The organism is Segatella asaccharophila (genome assembly GCF_054687055.1).
Window position 1 is genome coordinate 1 of the sequence record NZ_BAACAN010000004.1, and the last position, 18,137, is coordinate 18,137.

Here is an 18,137-nt window from a genome sequence, read left to right on the forward strand (position 1 = left end):
GCCTAAGCCAATAGCCGCAGACAGCATACCGCAGCCTGCTTATTCTTTTATTGTGTCAAAACAAATAAGTTAAACCTGAATAGCCGATTTATAGGCTGTTCGCAATAAAAACATTTTCGAATGAAAAGTGTAAAATACCATAGGGACGTGGTGCCAATTCATTTTAGCGGACAGAATTCCAAAAAAATCTACCGGATAGCAGAAGTCTGTAGCTTTTTGCATCTCAAATTTAATTTTGCAATGCTGTTCCTCGTAGATGAAATGTATAAAAATGTTGGAAAGACTTTTCACATCTCCATTGGGAAGCCGATCCCTTGGCAAACTTTCGACAAGAGCAAAACTCCCAAACAGTGGGCTAAATATGTAGAAGATGTTGTATATCGACTCTGATGATACCAACCTTCGGTATGGTATACAAAATCATAAGTTCAGACGCTGAAGGCTCATGTTCCTTGAGCACCGGGAAATCTTTAAATAATAACCAATAATGGAAGAACAGATTATTCAACCGATCAGTAGAGAAGTTCTTAAAAGCGAGTTGACTCCGGATAAGAAACTTCGCACAACCAATAAAAGCCATAATGATATCTATATCATTACGGCCAATGATTCTCCTCATGTCATGATGGAGATTGGGCGATTGAGGGAAATCGCATTTCGAACTGCTGGCGGTGGAACGGGGAAGTCAATGGATATTGATGAATATGATGTAGGGGACAACTGCTATAAACAATTGATAGTCTGGAATCCGAAATCCGATGAGATTATCGGTGGCTACCGCTATCTTGCCGGTAAGAACTGGAAACTGGATAGTAAGGGACAGCCGAAAGTGGCCACCAGCCACATGTTCCATTTCTCTCAGAAGTTCCTGGAAGAATATATGCCGTGTACGGTAGAGCTGGGGCGTTCTTTTGTGTCTTTGGATTATCAGAATGTGCGTAAAAATACGAAAAGTATTTTTGCCCTTGACAATCTCTGGGACGGGCTGGGAGCTTTGACGGTTGTCATCCCGGATTTGAAGTATTTCTTCGGAAAGATGACCATGTACCCTTCTTTCAGCAAGAAAGGCCGTGATCTGATTCTCTATTTTCTCAAAAAGCATTTTGAAGACAAGGATAAGTTGATCGTCCCTTATTCTCCTTTGGAAGGCGTGACTCCGGAAAGTGAGTTGAAAGCAGTTTTAACGGCAGATAACTTTAAAGAAGACTATCGCAATCTCAATCATGCTGTCCGTGGCTTGGGATATAATATTCCACCTTTGGTGAATGCTTATATGGGATTGAGCCCTACTATGAAAGTGTTCGGGACGGCCATCAATCATGAGTTTGGTGAGGTTGAAGAAACAGGAATTCTCATTGCTGTAGATGAGATCCTTCAGGAGAAACGGGTGCGGCATATCAATAGTTATATCAAGGAGCATCCTGAAGCCTTGGATCTCTCAAAAGGAAGAAACTCAATGTTCTTCCTCCATAAGGAAAAATAAAAGGAATAGATAATCCTTTAATGATAGGAGAATAGATTATGGATAAGATTAAATTGGCTATATTCACGTTGTTGGCTCTTCCAATGAGCGTTTCAGCGCAGTCGACGTATGAGCATATCAGTGCTCTGCCTCAAGATACGATTATCTCCTCTCCGAATACGGTCAGTGCTTCTGAGTTGGAATCAGCAGCTGGACTGACCCCTGAGGAGAAGGCATATCGGGATAGATTCATCTCTGATTTGCAGACAACGGGGCAGAAAATCAATGAGAATGCGGAGGTGTGGCAACAGGAAACTGCTAAGCGGGGTTACCCGAAGAAGAAAACGGTTCAGGAGAAGGCCCGGCTCGTGGACCATTATATTTTCTTGCTGAGTACCCAACTTTCGGATTCCCGTCTGAACCGGTTTATTGATAAACAAAAGGTTCAGGACAAAATCACGTATTGGCAGAACTACCGTCAGGCATTGAATAAATTGATGTAAATCGATAATGCTCTGTGGGTAATTCTAAAGTCCTTGACTTTGACGCCTGATTCCGGGCGGTATAGTCATGGAGGAGCAATATGCACCATTTTGGGGGGTCAAAATGCACCATATCGGTCACAATTGACTATCGTCGTAAGAATCAGTGACTATGATACTTTCTTATCGTTAAAAACCAACAATATAATTTGAACTTAATTCTTATTGGTCTTGATGAAAGGAATAAGGGTGGATCTTTTTGCAACCTGTCTCACGATAGCTTGCAAAAAGAGAGCCACCAAATTTAATCTAATACTATAAAAACACGTTGGCAAATATATGAATTTTGTTTTATATTTGCAAGTTCTTCAACGATATTTTGAAAATTTCAAACTTGACCGATGATTTAGTTTCCTCTTTCAGGAGCGGAGTATTCTGATATGGGTAGGAGCCTGTGCTCTGCCTTCATGCTGTCTTTCCCAAAAAGGGCTCAAGAGGATGTTTAATCAGTAGGTGATGGACTGGGACCATTTGATCCCGCTTATGTCTGTGAGAACCAATTTGTAAGTTCCTCTTTTCAGGCTTGATAGTTCATGACTTTTTAGTGTCAATAGGGCCTTTCCTCCTAAAGGAATAACCAGACTATGCTTCCCTGGTTTTACTTGTGCCAGATAGTAATTGTCAATATCCTCTTTGGGAAAATGGGACAGTTCCTGACCATCCTTGCTGAGGAGAATATGGCCAGCTGCATCCTGTAGTTGGATGCCGATGAGAAAAGCACCGTAGACGTCTACTCCTTCGACCCTAAATACTGTAAATGAAAGTTGGTGGCTGTTCAGTCGGGCGTCGGATATTTCTACTACTGGTTTGACCGATTTGTTATGGAGCTTTCCCCATACGCCATTATGAAAGTATTGGTTGGTAAACAGGGTCATTGAAAAAATGATAACTGTTCCCCAGATAGTGATATATTGAAGAGCCTTACCTTCAATGGGGAGTACTCCTGAACCCAGCCAACTGAATAGTCTGGACTGTGTTGCCGGAAAATGGTTCTGCAAAAACGTATCTAAGGAATATTTGCCTCCTCCGGTGAAGAATAAAGTAAACCCGGAAGCCATTCCGAGGATGCCGATCTGCCATTCATCCAGACAGGTCGTGCCCAACCATCCGGCTCCCAGTAATATCCCTGTAGCCAGAAGGAATACTCCGACACTCATGAGACGGGTCATGAAGCCGAGCATCATGCTCAGTCCCACGATAGCTTCAATAAGGGTGAAGATAATCATTGCCCAGAACAGAACATTGGGTGTGGATACCAGATATTCGATGATGGGCTTGATCCCCAGTGCATTTGGCAGGAAATGATTGAATTTCTCTCCGATATAACCGGCGGTTTGAGGGTCTAATTTGTTTTCTAAAACGAGTCTTCGCCAGAAAGCTGAAAAATAAGTCCATCCGATGACTAGTCTTAAGGCCAGGGTGAACGTTCCCGAAAGGGAATATAATTGTGATAATTGTTTCATGAAAATTGAATTGTTAATGTAAAAATGATTGCAGAATAAATGGGGAGAGGTAATGATTACCTTTCCTGATAAGTCATGGAATGGACTTTAAATAATTATCTTTCGGAAGAGTAGAAAGAACGGAACATTTTCTGAAGTGTTCCCGGGGAATGAATAAAGGCGCGGGGAAAGTCCTTCTGCGCCCGATAGCACCATGAGAGGTTGTGAATGCAAGAAACAATGATCGGCTGAAAACTTATGCTGTTGACTTGTTCCCTTATTGGAAAAAGCGACCAGGCATGTTCTCGAACTTTTGTAGTTATCAGTTTGATCTGTGGTATTTACAGGAATATTCAGGAATACCTTCATCTGGCGCTTCATCGGGCAGGAGAGGCATACCAATAAAGCTATTGGCAACAAGATCAGACGTGAGATAATCCTTTTATGCATGAGGTGAGAACTTGAAAAGTTCATATCAATCATTATGATTTACAAATATAGTGCTTTTTCAATGGACTCCAAAATTTTATCGGATAAAAAAGACTTTAAACGTATTCTGCCTGTAACTAGCAAACGAGAGGTACGCCATGCCCCGTATGGTAAGGGCAGGGTCAGACAATGGGCAAACTGATTCCGTTCACCTTTTGATAGAGGTCAAGAGCATAAACATCTGTCATGCCACTGATGTAATCAAGAACAGCCATAACCCGTTTTTCTATTTCCTGACTTTCAATGTCATACTGGCTGCTCACCCTCCGAAGGAGCTGGCGGGAGTAGAACTTGTCTGGGTTGACGACTGCACCGATGAAAACACGCATAAGCGTTTCCATGATCTTATAACCGGAGAGCTCAATATCCAGCACGGGTCTGCTGTTATAAATCTTCTGATACGAGATTTCCTGACATTGCTGATAAGCCTGTCTTTGTGGGTTCGGAATATTTTCTATGAGACTCCCCGTGAAAGTGCCTGCGAGCAGTTCGTCTTCATGTTTTACAAAAGTATCTACACAGGCCTTCTCCAGGGTGCCGATGGCGCAGGCCCTCATATAGACTACCTGTTCGTTCTCATCCGTGATCCCTTCCTTTTGGATTCTGAGAAGGATATGCTCACGGGTCTGTGGATCAAAAAAATTCAAGAGGAGATCACGCGTTTCTTCATAGGAAAGAATCTTCAGTTTGTGGGAGTCTTCAATGTCCATGATCTCATAGCAGATGTCATCAGCAGCTTCTACAAGGTAAACGAGCGGATGACGGGCATAGCAGAGCGGATGGGCGGGTTTTGACTTACAGATAATTCCCAGTTCGGTAGCAATTTTCTGATAGGTCTCTTTCTCGAAAGCGAAGAACCCGAATTTGCCGTGCATACCGGCGAGAGAACTCTCAAAGGGATATTTGACGACACTGGCGAGCATAGTGTAGGTCATATCAAAACCACCTGCACGACGGCCGATAAAACGATGCGTGAGGAGTCGGAAAGCATTTGCGTTACCTTCAAAATGAGTAATATCATTCCAGAAAGCAGAGTTTACTACAGACTGTAACTCCTTACCTTCGTTTTCTGTGAAGAAAGTCTGAATGGCTTTCTCCCCGGAGTGTCCGAAGGGGGGATTCCCCATGTCGTGTGCCAGGCAGGCTGCCGAGATGATCGTTCCGATCTCTTCGAAAAGGGTTCCGCTGAGTTCCGGATGCTTCTTTTTCAATTGATGGCACACATCATTTCCCAGCGACTGGCCCAGGCTGGAGACTTCCAGGCTATGGGTCAACCGGTTGTGTACAAATACGGAACCTGGCAAAGGAAAAACCTGTGTCTTGTTTTGCAACCTTCGAAAAGGTGCCGAATAAATCAGGCGGTCGTAGTCACGCTTGAATTCTGAACGATCATCGTGACGTTCGGCGTGTTGGTGCTCCTGCCCAAGTCGCTTGTTGGAAATCAGTTGTGTCCACTTCATGTCGCAAAAGTAATGTAAAAATTCGATAAAAGTTATCTTTTTCACTTGAAAAATGCAGTTATGTGGGGGGAATTCTGTATTTTTGCAACTAAAATGTACTTTAAAGAGGTATGGTAGATATTAAAGTCGTAAACAAAGGGTGCCAGCAGTTGCCGGAATATGCGACGGCATTGAGTGCGGGGATGGATCTTCGCGCGGATATAAGAGAATCAGTTCTACTTCATCCTCTGGAGCGCAGGTTGATCCCTACCGGACTGTTCATCGCCCTTCCTGCCGGATTTGAAGCACAGATCCGCCCGCGTTCGGGATTAGCATTGAAGTATGGCGTCACAGTCTTGAACAGTCCGGGAACAGTGGATGCTGACTATCGGGGAGAGCTGAAAGTGTTACTGGTCAATTTCTCTCATGAGGATTTTGTGATCCATGGAGGTGAGCGCATTGCCCAGATGGTCATCGCACGTCATGAACAGGCTCGTCTCGTAGAAGTGGAAGATTTAGATCAGACAGAGAGGGGTACGGGTGGTTATGGCCATACAGGTGTGCAATAGGGATTATATTAACATAGGGGATAGGTTTGGGCTTGAATATGAAATATCGTTTATTCGTTGTTGTTGCAGCTATGCTGATGGTAGGAGCGACCTTGCAGGCCTCTCCTCGCAGAAATGAAAAAGTGGTTCCGACGGCCGTATCCAGACTTTCCCGGAATGACCAACTTCGTTTCGAGTATTTCTATGTTGAGGCAGCACGCCAACAGTCGGCGGGACACTATGATGCTGCTTTTGACCTGCTCCAGCATGCTTTGTCAATTGATCCTGATGCTTCAGAGGTCTATTTCGGATTGTCGTCTTATTATTCGGCTATGAAAAACGATTCAGTAGGATTAATTTGCCTGGAGAAAGCGGCGAAGTTGAATCCTGCAAATACCACTTATATGGAAAGATTAGGTGAGTATTATATCGGAACGCAGAATTATGATCGGGCTATCCGGACTTATGAGGATCTCTGGTCACATGATCATGATAATACAGATGCACTGAGTATCCTTTCCCAACTTTATCAGCAACAGAAAGATTACCGCAAAGAGTTGGATGTCATCCGTCGTCTCGAACTTGAGGAGGGCACTTCCGAGCGTCTTACCCTTGCCAAGATGAGCGTCTATGATCAGATGAATGATAAAAAACAGGCTTATAAGGAATTAAAATCGCTGGTGACGCACCATCCGAATGATGTGAATTACAAGACGATGCTGGGCAACTGGCTGATGCAGAATAACCGGACGAAGGAAGCTTATGGCCTTTTCATGGATGTGCTGAAAGATGAACCGAATAATAATATGGCCCAGACCTCTTTGTATGATTATTATAATACCACTCATCAGGAAGCACAGGCACAGGTCTATCTTAACCGGCTTCTGATGAATAAGGATACTCCTGCGGAAACGAAGGGATTGCTGATGCGTGCTTACATCCAGAAAAATGAACAGGAAGGGGGAGATTCTACTAAGGTCCTTGCACTGATGGACAGTGTCCTGGCTTACCCTCAGAAGGATGCAACTATTGCCCAGTTGAAAGCTGCTTATATGAGCATTAAGAAGATGCCCGAAGCTCAGGTTACCAAAGCTTTCATGAAGGTTCTGGAGATTGCACCGGATGATGCCTCTGCACGTCTGCAGGTTATCCAGAGCCTTTGGAACAGGAAAGATTATGATGGTGTCATCGCCTTATGCAAGCCAGCCCGGGAATATAATCCTGACGAAATGGCATTTTACTATTTTGACGGTCTTGCCTATTATCAGAAGAAGGATGATGATGCGGCGTTAGATGATTTCCGTCGTGGAGTATCTCAGATCAACTCCCAGAGTAATCCGGATATGGTCTCTGATTTTTATGCTATTATGGGTGATATTCTTAATGCCAAAGGCCAGTATAAGGAAGCTTATGCAGCTTATGACAGTTGCCTGCAGTGGAAACCTGATAATGTTCCGTGTCTGAATAATTATGCTTATTACTTGAGCTTGCGGAAGATAAATTTAAAAAAAGCGGAGGAGATGAGCTATAAGACAGTGAAGGCTGAACCCAAGAATGCTACTTATCTGGATACCTACGCTTATATATTGTTCGTGGAAAAACGCTATTCGGAGGCTAAAATTTACATTGATCAGGCAATGGCTAATATGGATTCAACTTCTACGAGTGAAGTTATTCCGGAACATGCCGGTGATATTTATGCTTTGTCGGGCAATATGGATAAGGCTGAGATGTATTGGAAACAGTCGTTGAAAATGGGGAATAAGAGTAAATGCCTTCAGCGTAAGATAAAATTGAGGAAATATATTAAAGATACAGATGAAAAGAATACTATTCATTAATACATTCGCATTGTGCCTGTTGGTGCCTTTATCTTCTTTCGGGAATACAGAGAGGGTTGCAACCAGAGGGGGAGCTAAGAAAGCAGAGCCCTCTATGCGGATCTCGGATCATTCGGATCAGGACTCAGGGCCGACTTTAGCTGTCAACAAACTTACATTTGTCCAGAAAGTGTCAGATAACCGGGTGTATGCCAGTAATATTGTAGGACACATGTCCTTCCATATCCAGTCTGAAGACAAAGATATTACGGTACCGGGCTATTTGCGTATGCGTAAAAATCAGGTTATCCGTTTGCAATTTTGCCTGCCTTTTATCGGGACTGAGGTTGCCCGGATTGATTTCTATCCGGATTCTGTCTTGATCATAGACCGTTACCATAAGCAATATGTGAAAGCCGGTTATCGCCAGGTTCCCTTTTTGCAAAAACAGGGAATATCCTTTTATTCCCTTCAGGCTTTGTTCTGGAACCAACTCCTCCTGCCGGGCAATCAGGAGGTCTCCGAATCAGATCTGAAAAAGTTTGACGTGAACCTGAATGTGACTTCTGAGAACCTGCCAGTTACGTATCAACGTGGTCGGATGAATTACCGGTGGATGGCTGACCGGATGAACGGCAGGATCAATGAGGTGAATATTGACTATGACGGTCGTCAGGACGGTAAAACCGATTTAGATGTCAAATATGGTAACTTCCAGAGTGTGGGCGTAAAATGGTTCCCGGCAATCCAGAATTATACCATTAATACGAATGCTACCCAGAAGGCTCATACGGTAAAGATGGATATAGAAATGGATGAGGTCACGACAACTGATAAATGGGAGACCAAGACCCCAGTCCCTGACCGTTATAAACAGGTTCCCGCAGATGACGTCTTGAGCAAGATCATGAATATGTAAGGGCGATGATAGGAATAGATCTATTTATCAAACTGAATTGGTATAAAATCATAGAGTTGTAATGAGAAGATTACTGTTGATATTGTTGGTCTTATCGTTTCCTTTGTATCCTTATGCCCAGAACCGGCATCAGAAGACGAAGGAGAAAACAACAGTTACGGTAAAGAGTTCGGCTAAGCGTAAGGTTGTCCGGAAAGGGAGCACGAAGGGGCAACCGGAAAGGAAAAACCATAAGAACAGGCGGAGGGTGATCGTCACTAATGCGTCTATTCGTGGCTTGCAGGGACAGCGTGAAGCTATCCAAAGAAAGATCAAGCAACAGGAAGCAGCTTTGCGGGCTAATCAGAATGCAGTGCATCAACGGTTGCAGAACCTGATGCTCATCAATGGTGAAATCGATCAAAGTCAGCAGAAAATAGAAGGTATTCAGAAAGATATTAACCATATTAATGGAAATATAGGCATTCTCAAGGGACAATTAAGAACCTTGGAACAGCAGCTCCAGGATCGTAAGAATAAATATATCAGGAGTATGCGCTATATGTCCCGTCATCACAGTGTGCAGGACAAGTTGATGTTTATTTTCAGTGCTAAGAATTTTGCGCAGATGTTTCGTCGTTTACAGTTTATCCGGCAGTATTCTGCCTATCAGAAGGCACAGGGTAAAATCGTGGAGGCCAAGCAGCAGGAAGTCAATCAAAAGCATTATCAGTTGGTCAGGGTAAAAGGACATAAGAATGTCCTTTTGTATAAGGGAAAGGTTGAGAAGAGCAACTTACAGGTGAAGCATGGCCAACAGCAAGAGGTGGTAAACAGTTTGCAGAACCAGCAGAAGACGATTCAAGTAATTATCTCCCAGCAGCATAAGAAAGATGCGGTCTTGAATGCTCAGATAGATCGTCTGGTCGCTCAGGAGGTGGCCCGTGAACGGGCCGCCGCTGCTGCCGAAGCCCGCAAGAAAGCTGCTGCCGCTTTAGCTGCAAAGAAAAGGGCACAGATTCTGGCACAGAAGCGCGCCGCTGCAGCGGCTGCAGCGCGGGAGAATGCACTGAGAATAGCCCAGGCGAAGGCTCGGGAGGCTGAATTGAGGGCTCAGGCTGCAGCGGCCGCCCGTGCTGCGGCAGAAGCTCGTGAAGCAGCCGCAGCAGCAGCCCGCAAGAAAGCTGCAGATGATGCTGCCCAGGCGGCGGCTGCCCGTGAGGCTCAGGCTGACGCGGCGAGGAAAGCACAAGCTGCAGCTGCTGCACGGGTTGCGGCAGAAGCTCGTATAACTCAGGCTGCGGCGGCTAAAGAGGCTGCAATGACCGCTGCTCGTAAGGCAGCGGCAGATCAGGCTGCTCGCGAAGCTGAGGCTGCTCGTGTGGCCGCTGAACGTAAGGCTCAGGCTGATGCAGAAAGAAGTAAGAAGGAAATAGCTGTAGTTGCACAACAGGAACAGGATGCAGTTAATCTGACGACAGTTGACCGGATGATGAGCAATGGCTTTGAAGCAAACAGAGGTCGGCTGCCGATGCCGATTACTGGTAATTATCGTATCGTAAGCCATTTTGGACAATATAACGTAGCAGGATTGAAAGGGGTTACCCTTGACAATAAAGGTATTAATATCTTAGGGGGATCAGGGGCGATGGCCCGTTCCATTTATGACGGGGAAGTAAGCTATGTATTCAGTTATGGAGGATCAATGGTCGTGATGGTTCGTCATGGTGCTTACATCTCTGTCTATTGTAATTTGAAGTCTGTTTTTGTCCATAAGGGAGAACGGGTACGTACGCGTCAGCCGTTGGGAGTTATCGGAACGGATCATATCCTTCAGTTTCAGTTGCGTAAAGAGACTGCAAAACTGAATCCTGAACTCTGGTTAGGACGGTGAGGTCTGGCGATAAGGAGGATCAGGTTAAAAGTTTGCCTGGTCCAGTAATCTGACATAAGTGTGAATGGCATCAGATAATTCTTCTGTTGTGATATATTCGTCCGCGGAATGACTACGGGAAGATTGACCGGGGCCAAGTTTAAAAGAGGGGAAGTTCATCAGAGCCTGGTCACTGAGAGTAGGAGAGCCGAAGGGTTTCATTCCCAACGCAACGCATCTCTGGATGATAGGATGCTGGGGATTGATCCGGGAGGATTTTAATCGGAAGGAATGTGCTTTGCATTCACTGCTGAGATGCCGGTCGATAAAGTGGTAAACTTCTTCATTGTCATAAAACTCATTAGTTCGTACGTCAACGAGTGCTGTACAAAGGTCTGGAATAATGTTGTGCTGGGTGCCTGCGTGTAGAACGGTAACGGTCATCTTGGTAGGTCCGAGAAATGGACTGACTTTTTTGAATTGATAGTCGCGTATCCAGACCAGATCATCCAGCATTTTGTAGATGGCATTTACTCCTTCATTTCTGGCTGCATGGCCACTCTTCCCATGGGCAATAATATCCAGGACCATTAGTCCCTTTTCTGCCACTGCCGGCTGCATGCCGGTTGGCTCACCTACGATCGCCAGATCTACAGAAGGCAGGAGAGGGAGGACTAGACTTATTCCCTCTTTGCCGGAAATCTCTTCTTCTGCTGAAGCCAGGTAGATGAGATTATAATTTTGAGGCTTTGCCGATAAGATCCGGAATACTTGTAGAAGAGAGGTCAACCCGCCTCCACAGTCGTTTGCCCCCAAGCCATAGATGCGGTTCCCTTCCACTGTCGGCTTGAAAGGTGGTTTGGTCCATGAATCTACTGGTGTGACAGTGTCTATATGTGCATTGAGAAGAAGAGTAGGACGGCGCTCCTGCCAGTCTGGCGCACAAGCCCATACATTGTTCTTCTTACGATGAGAACTGAAGCCATATTTGTGGAGAGCTTCTTCTATAATACAGGCAGCCTTTTCTTCATCTTTGCTGATGGAAGGCGTAGCAATAAGTTCTTTCAGAAGTTCCAGAGTCTCATGTGTATAATCTTCTGTGTTCATTTGGTAAGAATTAAAATTATCTGCCCTGATGATCTTGTATAGCCTGGCTTAGTCCATCAGATTTTTTATTTATAGGATAAGTGAATGCTATAATTGTCATTTTCATTCTGCAAAGTTAAGAAAAAGAATGGAACTGATTTGTTCGGCTGTGAAGAATTCAGAAAAAAGGAGCTTTTTATTTTGTGTTCTTGCTGATTTCGCTTATCTTTGCATATATAAAGAATAGACTTATATGCAAACAAGATGTCATCTTTCAGTGCTGATTCATAAACAGGCCAAAAAGTATGGGGATCGACCAGCCTTGACTTTTCGGAGTTTTGGGAGTCTGCAATGGAGATCCGTTTCATGGAATCGGTTCTCCCTCAGGGTGAAGCAAGTCAGCAATGCTTTGTTGAATCTGGGTGTGAAACCCCAGGAGAATATTGCTGTTTTCTCACAGAACTGTGTCCAATATCTCTACACTAACTTCGGCGCATACGGTGTACGTGTAGTCACGATACCACTCTATGCCTCGAGCAGTGAGCAGCAACTTCAATATATCATTGATGATGCTCAAGTACGTTTTATTTTTGTAGGTGAGCAAGAACAATATAATAAGGCTCATCGTGTCTTTGCACTTTGTCCCTCGTTGGAGCACATCATCATTTATGATCGTAGCGTAAGAATTTCTACCCATGATCCAAACGCACTTTATTTTGAGGACTTTTTGAAATTGGGCGAGAATCTGCCCCGCCAGTCAGAGGTTGAGGCTTTATGGACTCAAGCTAGTATGGATGATGTTTGTGATATTCTCTATACGAGTGGAACAACGGGTGAAAGTAAGGGAGTGATCTTGACGTATAAGCAGTATGATGCTGCTTGTAAGGCGAATGATGCCTGTGTCCCGATCAGGGATAAAGATCGTGTGATCAATTTCCTGCCATTTACCCATATCTTCGAACGCGGATGGGCCTATTTATGCCTGACAGAAGGTGCCCAGTTGATTATTAATACATATCCTAAAGAGATCCAAGAATCCATGCAGGAGACCCATCCTACCTGTATGTGTTCCGTACCTCGCTTTTGGGAGAAAGTTTATATTGCGGTAAAAGACAGGATGGACCATTCCTCCTCTTTACAGAGGAAGATTTTCCAGTATGCACTGGCTGTGGGGTATAAGCGGAATGTGTCCTGCAAGAGCAGGGGGAAACGTGTGCCGGTCACTTTGGAATTAAAATACAGAGTGCTTGACAGGACAATCCTCAGCCTGGTGCGCAAGCAACTAGGATTGATTCATCCGAATATCTTTCCTACGGCAGGAGCATACGTTTCTCCTGAAGTGGAAGGATTTATCCATGCCATAGGTCTCTTCATGGTGGTAGGATATGGCTTGACAGAGAGTCTGGCTACAGTTTCTTGTATATTCAAGAACAAGCCGTTTACGATTGGTTCTGTAGGACGTCCGATCAATAGTATCCAGATCAAGATAGGTAAGGATAATGAGATCCTTCTCAAGGGGCCGACGATCACCAAAGGCTACTATAAGCGTGATAATATTAATGCTATTGCTTTTGATGAAGAAGGTTTCTTCCATACCGGTGATGCGGGGTATATGAAAAATGGGGAGCTTTTCCTTCAGGAGCGTATCAAGGATCTTTTCAAGACAAGTAATGGTAAGTATATAGCTCCTCAGCAGATAGAAGCGCTTCTGCTGGTAGATAAATTCATTGATCAGGTGGCGATCATCGCTGACCAGAGAAAATTCGTTTCTGCATTGATCGTGCCTGAATTCAGGATTGCAGAAGAGTGGGCCCGTAAACATAAGATCCCATTTGGCTCTCGTGAAGATTTGTGTGCAAATGAGCAGTTTAATGAGATGATGATGGACCGCATCTCAACTCTTCAGCAGACGCTGGCTCCCTATCAGCAGATTAAACATTTTACGCTTCTTCCGCACCATTTTTCAGAAGAATCAGGCGAGCTGACCAGCACGTTGAAATTAAAGCGGCCTGTGATCACAAAGAATTACAAAGCGATTATTGATAAGATGTATGTCAGTTGATATTGCTGGAAAGGTGAACTGGTGAACAGCCGTAAGTGGAATGAGATAAATAAGGATTTGAGGAATAGTAAATGATTACAGTTGATCAACTGAAAGATGTGCAGGAGCGTGTAGATGCTTTGCACCGTTATTTGAATATTGACCAGAAGAAAGTAGAATATGAAGAGGAACAGTTGCGGACTCAGGCTCCTGATTTCTGGAATGATCCCAAACGGGCTCAGGCTCAGATGATCAAAGTCAAGGACATTGAAAAATGGCTGAAGGACTATAGAGAGGTCTGTCAGGATGCAGATGAATTGAAACTGGCTTGTGATTTCTACAAGGAAGAAATGGTTAGTGAAGAGGAAGTTGAAGTTGACTATGCCAAGGCGATTAAGGATATTGAAGCATTAGAGTTGAGGAACATGCTGCGTCAGAAGGAAGATCCGATGAGTGCTGTGATGAAAATCAATTCCGGAGCGGGAGGTACAGAAAGTCAGGATTGGGCTTCAATGCTTATGCGTATGTATATGCGCTGGAGTGAGGCTCATGGCTATAAGGTGAAGATTACCAATGTCCTGGATGGTGACGAAGCGGGCATTAAAAGTGTTGAGATGACCATTGAGGGAGAGTATGCTTATGGTTATTTAAAGAGTGAAAATGGAGTTCATCGTTTGGTCAGGGTCTCTCCATATAATGCCCAGGGGAAACGGATGACAAGTTTTGCCTCCGTATTTGTCTCTCCGTTGGTTGATGATACCATAGAGGTTGATGTCGATCCAGCCAGGGTGTCTTGGGATACGTTCCGTTCCAGTGGAGCAGGTGGACAGAATGTGAATAAGGTCGAATCTGGTGTCCGGCTGAGGTATCAGTATGAAGATCCTGATACAGGTAAAAAGGAAGAAATCCTGATTGAGAATACGGAGACTCGTGACCAACCTAAAAACCGGGCTAAGGCCATGTTGCTTTTGAAGAGTCAGTTGTATGACCGTGCGATGAAGAAGCAAATGGCCGCCAAAGCGAAGATTGAGGCCGGAAAGAAGAAGATTGAGTGGGGGAGCCAGATCCGTAGTTATGTCTTTGATGACCGCAGGGTGAAAGACCATCGCACAGGTTTTCAGACGTCTGATGTGGATTCTGTGATGAACGGGAAGATAGATGGCTTTATCAAAGCGTATTTGATGGAATTTCATGCCACGGAGGGAGAGAACTGATGATAATAATCACCTAAATAATATAAGACTATGAGTAGTAACAAGGCATTAAGAAAATCGAAGCACGAAGCTTATGAGAAGAAGCAGGAAGATAAAGGCAAGTTAGTGATCTACCTTATTTTCGGGGGCCTGATTATCCTGGCCATTATTTTTATGATCGTCACTTTTTCCAATAACTGATGAGTGGACTGGAGATAGAGAGGAAATTCTTGGTTAAGAAGGGCAACGCCTTTCGGCAGGCTGCCCTTTCCAGCAGTCACATCCGCCAAGGTTATATCCCGTCTGAAGGAGCCACAGTGCGCATCCGGATACGGGATGAAAAGGCTTATCTGACCATCAAGGGGAAGTCGGTAAATCATGGAATGACCCGGTATGAATTTGAGAAGGAAATTTCACTTGATGAGGCTGAACATCTGCTGGTACTTTGTCAAGGCGGGATTATAGATAAGCGTCGTTATCTGGTCCCTTCTGGCCATCATACTTTTGAGGTGGATGAGTTTTATGGCGATAATCAAGGGCTGGTCATGGCTGAAGTGGAGTTGGGTTCAGAAGATGAAGCTTATGTAAAACCGGATTTTATCGGTCAGGAAGTGACAGGTGATCCACGTTTCTATAATTCTCACATGCTTCTGCATCCCTTTTCAGAATGGAAAGATACAATCCCTGAGGATTTCCGGCATTGAGCAGATGCTGGTTTTGAAATCCGTTTCATGATTGGAGAATTAGATCATGATCTTTTGTAAGTAGAGCTGACTGTTAGACTGTGGAGATGAATATGGCAGAATATCTTGAGACTGTCTAAGGGTTAGGCTCTTGTGTCTCCTTTTAAGGGGTTCTGTTGGGTATTCAGGTTGGTTACGATTATCGTTTTTTGCTTTGCCTTAGGGGTAGACATTGCTTATTGTAACATGATTGTAACTTATGTTTAAACGTCTTGTCATATTTATGACATACCTTTGTAACGTCAAACAGTAATAAGATTAGTATGAATATTTATTTGTGCATCTTGATCTTTCTGCTTTGCCTGGCAGTTTTTGATCTTCTTGCAGGTGTGAGTAATGATGCGGTCAACTTTCTTCAACCGGCCGTGGGAGCACGGGTCGCCAAGTTTCGCACGATTCTCCTTACCGCTTCTTGCGGCGTGATCATAGGAGCTTTTATGTCTTCTGGAATGATGGATGTAGCCAGACATGGAGTAATGATGCCTGACCATTATTCCTTTAATGAGGTGATGACTATCTTCCTTGCCATGATGGTGACAGACGTCATGGTCTTGAATGCTTTTAATTCTCTGGGATTACCCACATCTACCACTGTATCAATGGTATTTGAACTTTTAGGCGGGACTTTTGCACTGGCAACAGTGAAAATAGCTCATAACCATTCCCTCTCTTATGGTGTCCTGTTGAATTCTGATAAGGCTTTGAGCATGATCATAGCCATTTTCCTGTCTGTGGCTATTGCTTTCTTTTTTGGGGCTGTGGTCATGTGGATTACGAGGATTTTCTTTACCTTTAGTTATAAAAAGCATTTAAAGCATCTGATTGCTGTTTTTGGCGGGATAGCTTTTACCGCCCTTGCCTATTTTATTTTCATGAAAGGACTGAGTTCAAGTCCTTATCTGTCTGACCCGGTGAGAGACTATATCAATGGAAATATCAAGTTAATTCTGTTTTGTACTCTCATTATATCCACAATTGCCATGGAGATCCTCTATCTCTTGCATGTGAATATATTCAAAGTTATCGTACTGATGGGTACTTTCTCGCTCGCAATGGCTTATGCTAAAAATGACTTGGTAAGTCTGATAGGGGTGCCTCTTGCCGGCCTGAGTTCTTATCAGGACTATATAGCTCATGCACACGGCATAGCTCCGACAGCTTATATGATGAAATCTTTGATGTCCAGTGCAGCACCTCCTCTTATTTATCTTTTGATCGCAGGTGTGATCATGATTATCGTTTTGGGGACATCTAAGAAGGCCAAGCGTGTCATTAAAACTTCTGTAGACTTGTCGCGTCAGGATGAGGGTGAAGAGATGTTCGGAAGTTCAAGGGTAGCACGTTCACTGGTGCGTTTTGCGCAGAATACAAGTAATTTTATGAAAAAGATCTTACCCCCTAAGGTCCTTTCCTGGATTGATTCGCGTTTTGACAAGAAAGATGTGATTTTGACTGATGATAAAGCTGCATTTGACCTGGTACGGGCTTCCATTAATCTGGTGTTGAGTGCCATGTTGATTACGATCAGCACGAATCACAAACTTCCGCTTTCTACTACTTATGTTACCTTTATGGTGGCCATGGGCTCTTCTTTGGCAGACAGGGCCTGGAGCCGGGAGAGTGCGGTGTTCCGTGTGACAGGAGTCTTGAGCGTGATCGGGGGATGGTTTATTACTGCCGGGGTGGCATTTATTACTGCTGCGGTGGTATGCCTGATCATGTATTATGGGGGCTTCCCGGTGCAGTTGATGTTTATGTGTCTCGTCATTTTCCTGTTGATTCATACCAATCGCAAAAATGCGCAAAAGGCAAAGAGGCAGGCTGAGGAAGATGATTCTTTTCGTCTGATGATGCGTACCAGAGATCCGGAACTGGTTTGGGATCTCTTGAAGAAACAGGTCAGCCATACTCAGAGTTTTGAGAATCGTTTTGCATTAAAGGAATACAATCAGATACTCAACGGATTGACGAATGAGGATGTGAGGAGCTTTCATCATGCAAACAAAGAGTTGAAGGCAGAACAGAATAATCTGAAGAAATATCGCCGGCAGGAGATGTTGGGACTGAAGAAGAGTCCGCCAAACATAGCTATAGAACGGAATACATGGTTTCATCTAGGCGCTAATGCGAGTCAGCAGTTTCTCTATAGTCTTCGACGTATGCTGGATCCTATCAGAGAGCATGTAGCCAATAATTTCAGTCCATTGCCTGACAGTTATGTCAAGGAATTCCAACCTATGCAACAGCATATCAATAGTCTGATGAGAAGTACGGAAAAGGAAATCTCCTCAGGTCATTATGACAATTATCGTGAGATTCTGGCTGAGGCGGATGATTGTAAGGATAAACTGTCTGTTCTCCGGAAGAGGCACCTTTATCGTATGCAGGAAGGCAATGAAAGTCAGATGCAGATCAACCTGCTGTATCTTAATGTGCTCCAGGAAAGTCAGGAATTCCTAAGTGTGATGAGGCACCAACTCAGAGCTACAAAGAAATTTATGGAAAACTGATCCTCATAAGGGGTATGGCCAGAGGCGTTCCCTCCGTTGATTTCCCTTTTC

Annotated in this window: 14 protein-coding genes and 1 pseudogene; 12 read left to right on the forward strand and 3 right to left on the reverse strand. The window is 44.2% G+C overall.

Annotated elements, in window-relative coordinates:
• Window positions 1-108 precede the first annotated feature (108 nt).
• The 3 genes and pseudogenes from ACYRYG_RS03355 to ACYRYG_RS03365 form a co-directional block, all read left to right on the forward strand.
• Window positions 109-390 (forward strand): annotated as a pseudogene (locus ACYRYG_RS03355) (lysophospholipid acyltransferase family protein); the annotation flags it as partial.
• Between the two features lie 97 nt (window positions 391-487).
• Entirely contained in the window at window positions 488-1,483 is a 996-nt protein-coding gene (locus ACYRYG_RS03360) for a GNAT family N-acetyltransferase (protein WP_293419330.1), read from the forward strand.
• Between the two features lie 38 nt (window positions 1,484-1,521).
• A complete protein-coding gene (locus tag ACYRYG_RS03365; RefSeq protein ID WP_293425737.1) occupies window positions 1,522-1,965 on the forward strand; it encodes a hypothetical protein in 444 nt (147 codons plus the stop codon).
• A 485-nt stretch (window positions 1,966-2,450) separates the two neighbouring features.
• Here the strand turns inward: ACYRYG_RS03365 and ACYRYG_RS03370 are convergent, their stop codons facing one another.
• Entirely contained in the window at window positions 2,451-3,467 is a 1,017-nt protein-coding gene (locus ACYRYG_RS03370) for a TQO small subunit DoxD (RefSeq protein WP_293431959.1), read from the reverse strand.
• 590 nt (window positions 3,468-4,057) lie between these two features.
• A complete protein-coding gene (gene dgt, locus ACYRYG_RS03375; RefSeq protein WP_293418208.1) occupies window positions 4,058-5,395 on the reverse strand; it encodes a dGTP triphosphohydrolase in 1,338 nt (445 codons plus the stop codon).
• Between the two features lie 110 nt (window positions 5,396-5,505).
• Between dgt and dut the strand changes: the two genes are divergently transcribed.
• The 4 genes from dut to ACYRYG_RS03395 all read left to right on the forward strand — a co-directional run bounded on the left by dut (window position 5,506) and on the right by ACYRYG_RS03395 (window position 10,534).
• Window positions 5,506-5,943, forward strand: a complete 438-nt coding sequence (gene dut, locus ACYRYG_RS03380) for a dUTP diphosphatase (RefSeq protein WP_293418210.1) — start codon at window positions 5,506-5,508, stop codon at window positions 5,941-5,943.
• A gap of 38 nt (window positions 5,944-5,981) precedes the next feature.
• Window positions 5,982-7,763, forward strand: a complete 1,782-nt coding sequence (locus ACYRYG_RS03385) for a tetratricopeptide repeat protein (RefSeq protein ID WP_460197613.1) — start codon at window positions 5,982-5,984, stop codon at window positions 7,761-7,763.
• Entirely contained in the window at window positions 7,741-8,661 is a 921-nt protein-coding gene (lolB1, locus tag ACYRYG_RS03390; protein ID WP_460197614.1) for a lipoprotein insertase outer membrane protein LolB1, read from the forward strand. The genes ACYRYG_RS03385 and lolB1 overlap by 23 nt, the downstream gene beginning before the upstream one ends.
• Window positions 8,662-8,722: 61 nt before the next feature.
• Window positions 8,723-10,534: a murein hydrolase activator EnvC family protein gene (locus ACYRYG_RS03395; RefSeq protein WP_460197615.1), complete on the forward strand. Its 1,812-nt coding sequence runs from the start codon at window positions 8,723-8,725 to the stop codon at window positions 10,532-10,534.
• A 24-nt stretch (window positions 10,535-10,558) separates the two neighbouring features.
• Here the strand turns inward: ACYRYG_RS03395 and ACYRYG_RS03400 are convergent, their stop codons facing one another.
• Window positions 10,559-11,620, reverse strand: coding sequence for a M20 family metallo-hydrolase (locus ACYRYG_RS03400; RefSeq protein WP_460197616.1), 1,062 nt, complete (start codon window positions 11,618-11,620; stop codon window positions 10,559-10,561).
• A 232-nt stretch (window positions 11,621-11,852) separates the two neighbouring features.
• On the opposite strand from ACYRYG_RS03400, the gene ACYRYG_RS03405 reads away from it, so the two are divergent.
• The 5 genes from ACYRYG_RS03405 to ACYRYG_RS03425 all read left to right on the forward strand — a co-directional run bounded on the left by ACYRYG_RS03405 (window position 11,853) and on the right by ACYRYG_RS03425 (window position 18,086).
• Window positions 11,853-13,661: an AMP-dependent synthetase/ligase gene (locus tag ACYRYG_RS03405; protein WP_293418220.1), complete on the forward strand. Its 1,809-nt coding sequence runs from the start codon at window positions 11,853-11,855 to the stop codon at window positions 13,659-13,661.
• Window positions 13,662-13,732: 71 nt separating this feature from the next.
• Entirely contained in the window at window positions 13,733-14,854 is a 1,122-nt protein-coding gene (prfB, locus tag ACYRYG_RS03410) for a peptide chain release factor 2 (RefSeq protein WP_460197618.1), read from the forward strand.
• A 30-nt stretch (window positions 14,855-14,884) separates the two neighbouring features.
• Window positions 14,885-15,034, forward strand: coding sequence for a hypothetical protein (locus ACYRYG_RS03415; protein ID WP_293418224.1), 150 nt, complete (start codon window positions 14,885-14,887; stop codon window positions 15,032-15,034).
• On the forward strand, window positions 15,034-15,537 hold the full coding sequence (locus ACYRYG_RS03420; RefSeq protein ID WP_293418226.1) for a CYTH domain-containing protein: 504 nt from the start codon (window positions 15,034-15,036) through the stop codon (window positions 15,535-15,537). Before ACYRYG_RS03415 ends, ACYRYG_RS03420 begins: the two co-directional genes overlap by 1 nt.
• 302 nt (window positions 15,538-15,839) lie before the next feature.
• Window positions 15,840-18,086, forward strand: a complete 2,247-nt coding sequence (locus ACYRYG_RS03425) for an inorganic phosphate transporter (RefSeq protein WP_460197620.1) — start codon at window positions 15,840-15,842, stop codon at window positions 18,084-18,086.
• Window positions 18,087-18,137: the final 51 nt, after the last annotated feature.

What these genes read in the sequence shown, in the direction of transcription:
- ACYRYG_RS03360 (WP_293419330.1), top strand. Translation starts at nt 488, where the DNA reads ATGGAAGAACAGATTATTCAACCGATCAGTAGAGAAGTTCTTAAAAGC.
- ACYRYG_RS03365 (WP_293425737.1), top strand. Translation starts at nt 1,522, where the DNA reads ATGGATAAGATTAAATTGGCTATATTCACGTTGTTGGCTCTTCCAATG.
- ACYRYG_RS03370 (WP_293431959.1), bottom strand. Translation starts at nt 3,467, where the DNA reads ATGAAACAATTATCACAATTATATTCCCTTTCGGGAACGTTCACCCTG.
- dgt (WP_293418208.1), bottom strand. Translation starts at nt 5,395, where the DNA reads ATGAAGTGGACACAACTGATTTCCAACAAGCGACTTGGGCAGGAGCAC.
- dut (WP_293418210.1), top strand. Translation starts at nt 5,506, where the DNA reads ATGGTAGATATTAAAGTCGTAAACAAAGGGTGCCAGCAGTTGCCGGAA.
- ACYRYG_RS03385 (WP_460197613.1), top strand. Translation starts at nt 5,982, where the DNA reads ATGAAATATCGTTTATTCGTTGTTGTTGCAGCTATGCTGATGGTAGGA.
- lolB1 (WP_460197614.1), top strand. Translation starts at nt 7,741, where the DNA reads ATGAAAAGAATACTATTCATTAATACATTCGCATTGTGCCTGTTGGTG.
- ACYRYG_RS03395 (WP_460197615.1), top strand. Translation starts at nt 8,723, where the DNA reads ATGAGAAGATTACTGTTGATATTGTTGGTCTTATCGTTTCCTTTGTAT.
- ACYRYG_RS03400 (WP_460197616.1), bottom strand. Translation starts at nt 11,620, where the DNA reads ATGAACACAGAAGATTATACACATGAGACTCTGGAACTTCTGAAAGAA.
- ACYRYG_RS03405 (WP_293418220.1), top strand. Translation starts at nt 11,853, where the DNA reads ATGCAAACAAGATGTCATCTTTCAGTGCTGATTCATAAACAGGCCAAA.
- prfB (WP_460197618.1), top strand. Translation starts at nt 13,733, where the DNA reads ATGATTACAGTTGATCAACTGAAAGATGTGCAGGAGCGTGTAGATGCT.
- ACYRYG_RS03415 (WP_293418224.1), top strand. Translation starts at nt 14,885, where the DNA reads ATGAGTAGTAACAAGGCATTAAGAAAATCGAAGCACGAAGCTTATGAG.
- ACYRYG_RS03420 (WP_293418226.1), top strand. Translation starts at nt 15,034, where the DNA reads ATGAGTGGACTGGAGATAGAGAGGAAATTCTTGGTTAAGAAGGGCAAC.
- ACYRYG_RS03425 (WP_460197620.1), top strand. Translation starts at nt 15,840, where the DNA reads ATGAATATTTATTTGTGCATCTTGATCTTTCTGCTTTGCCTGGCAGTT.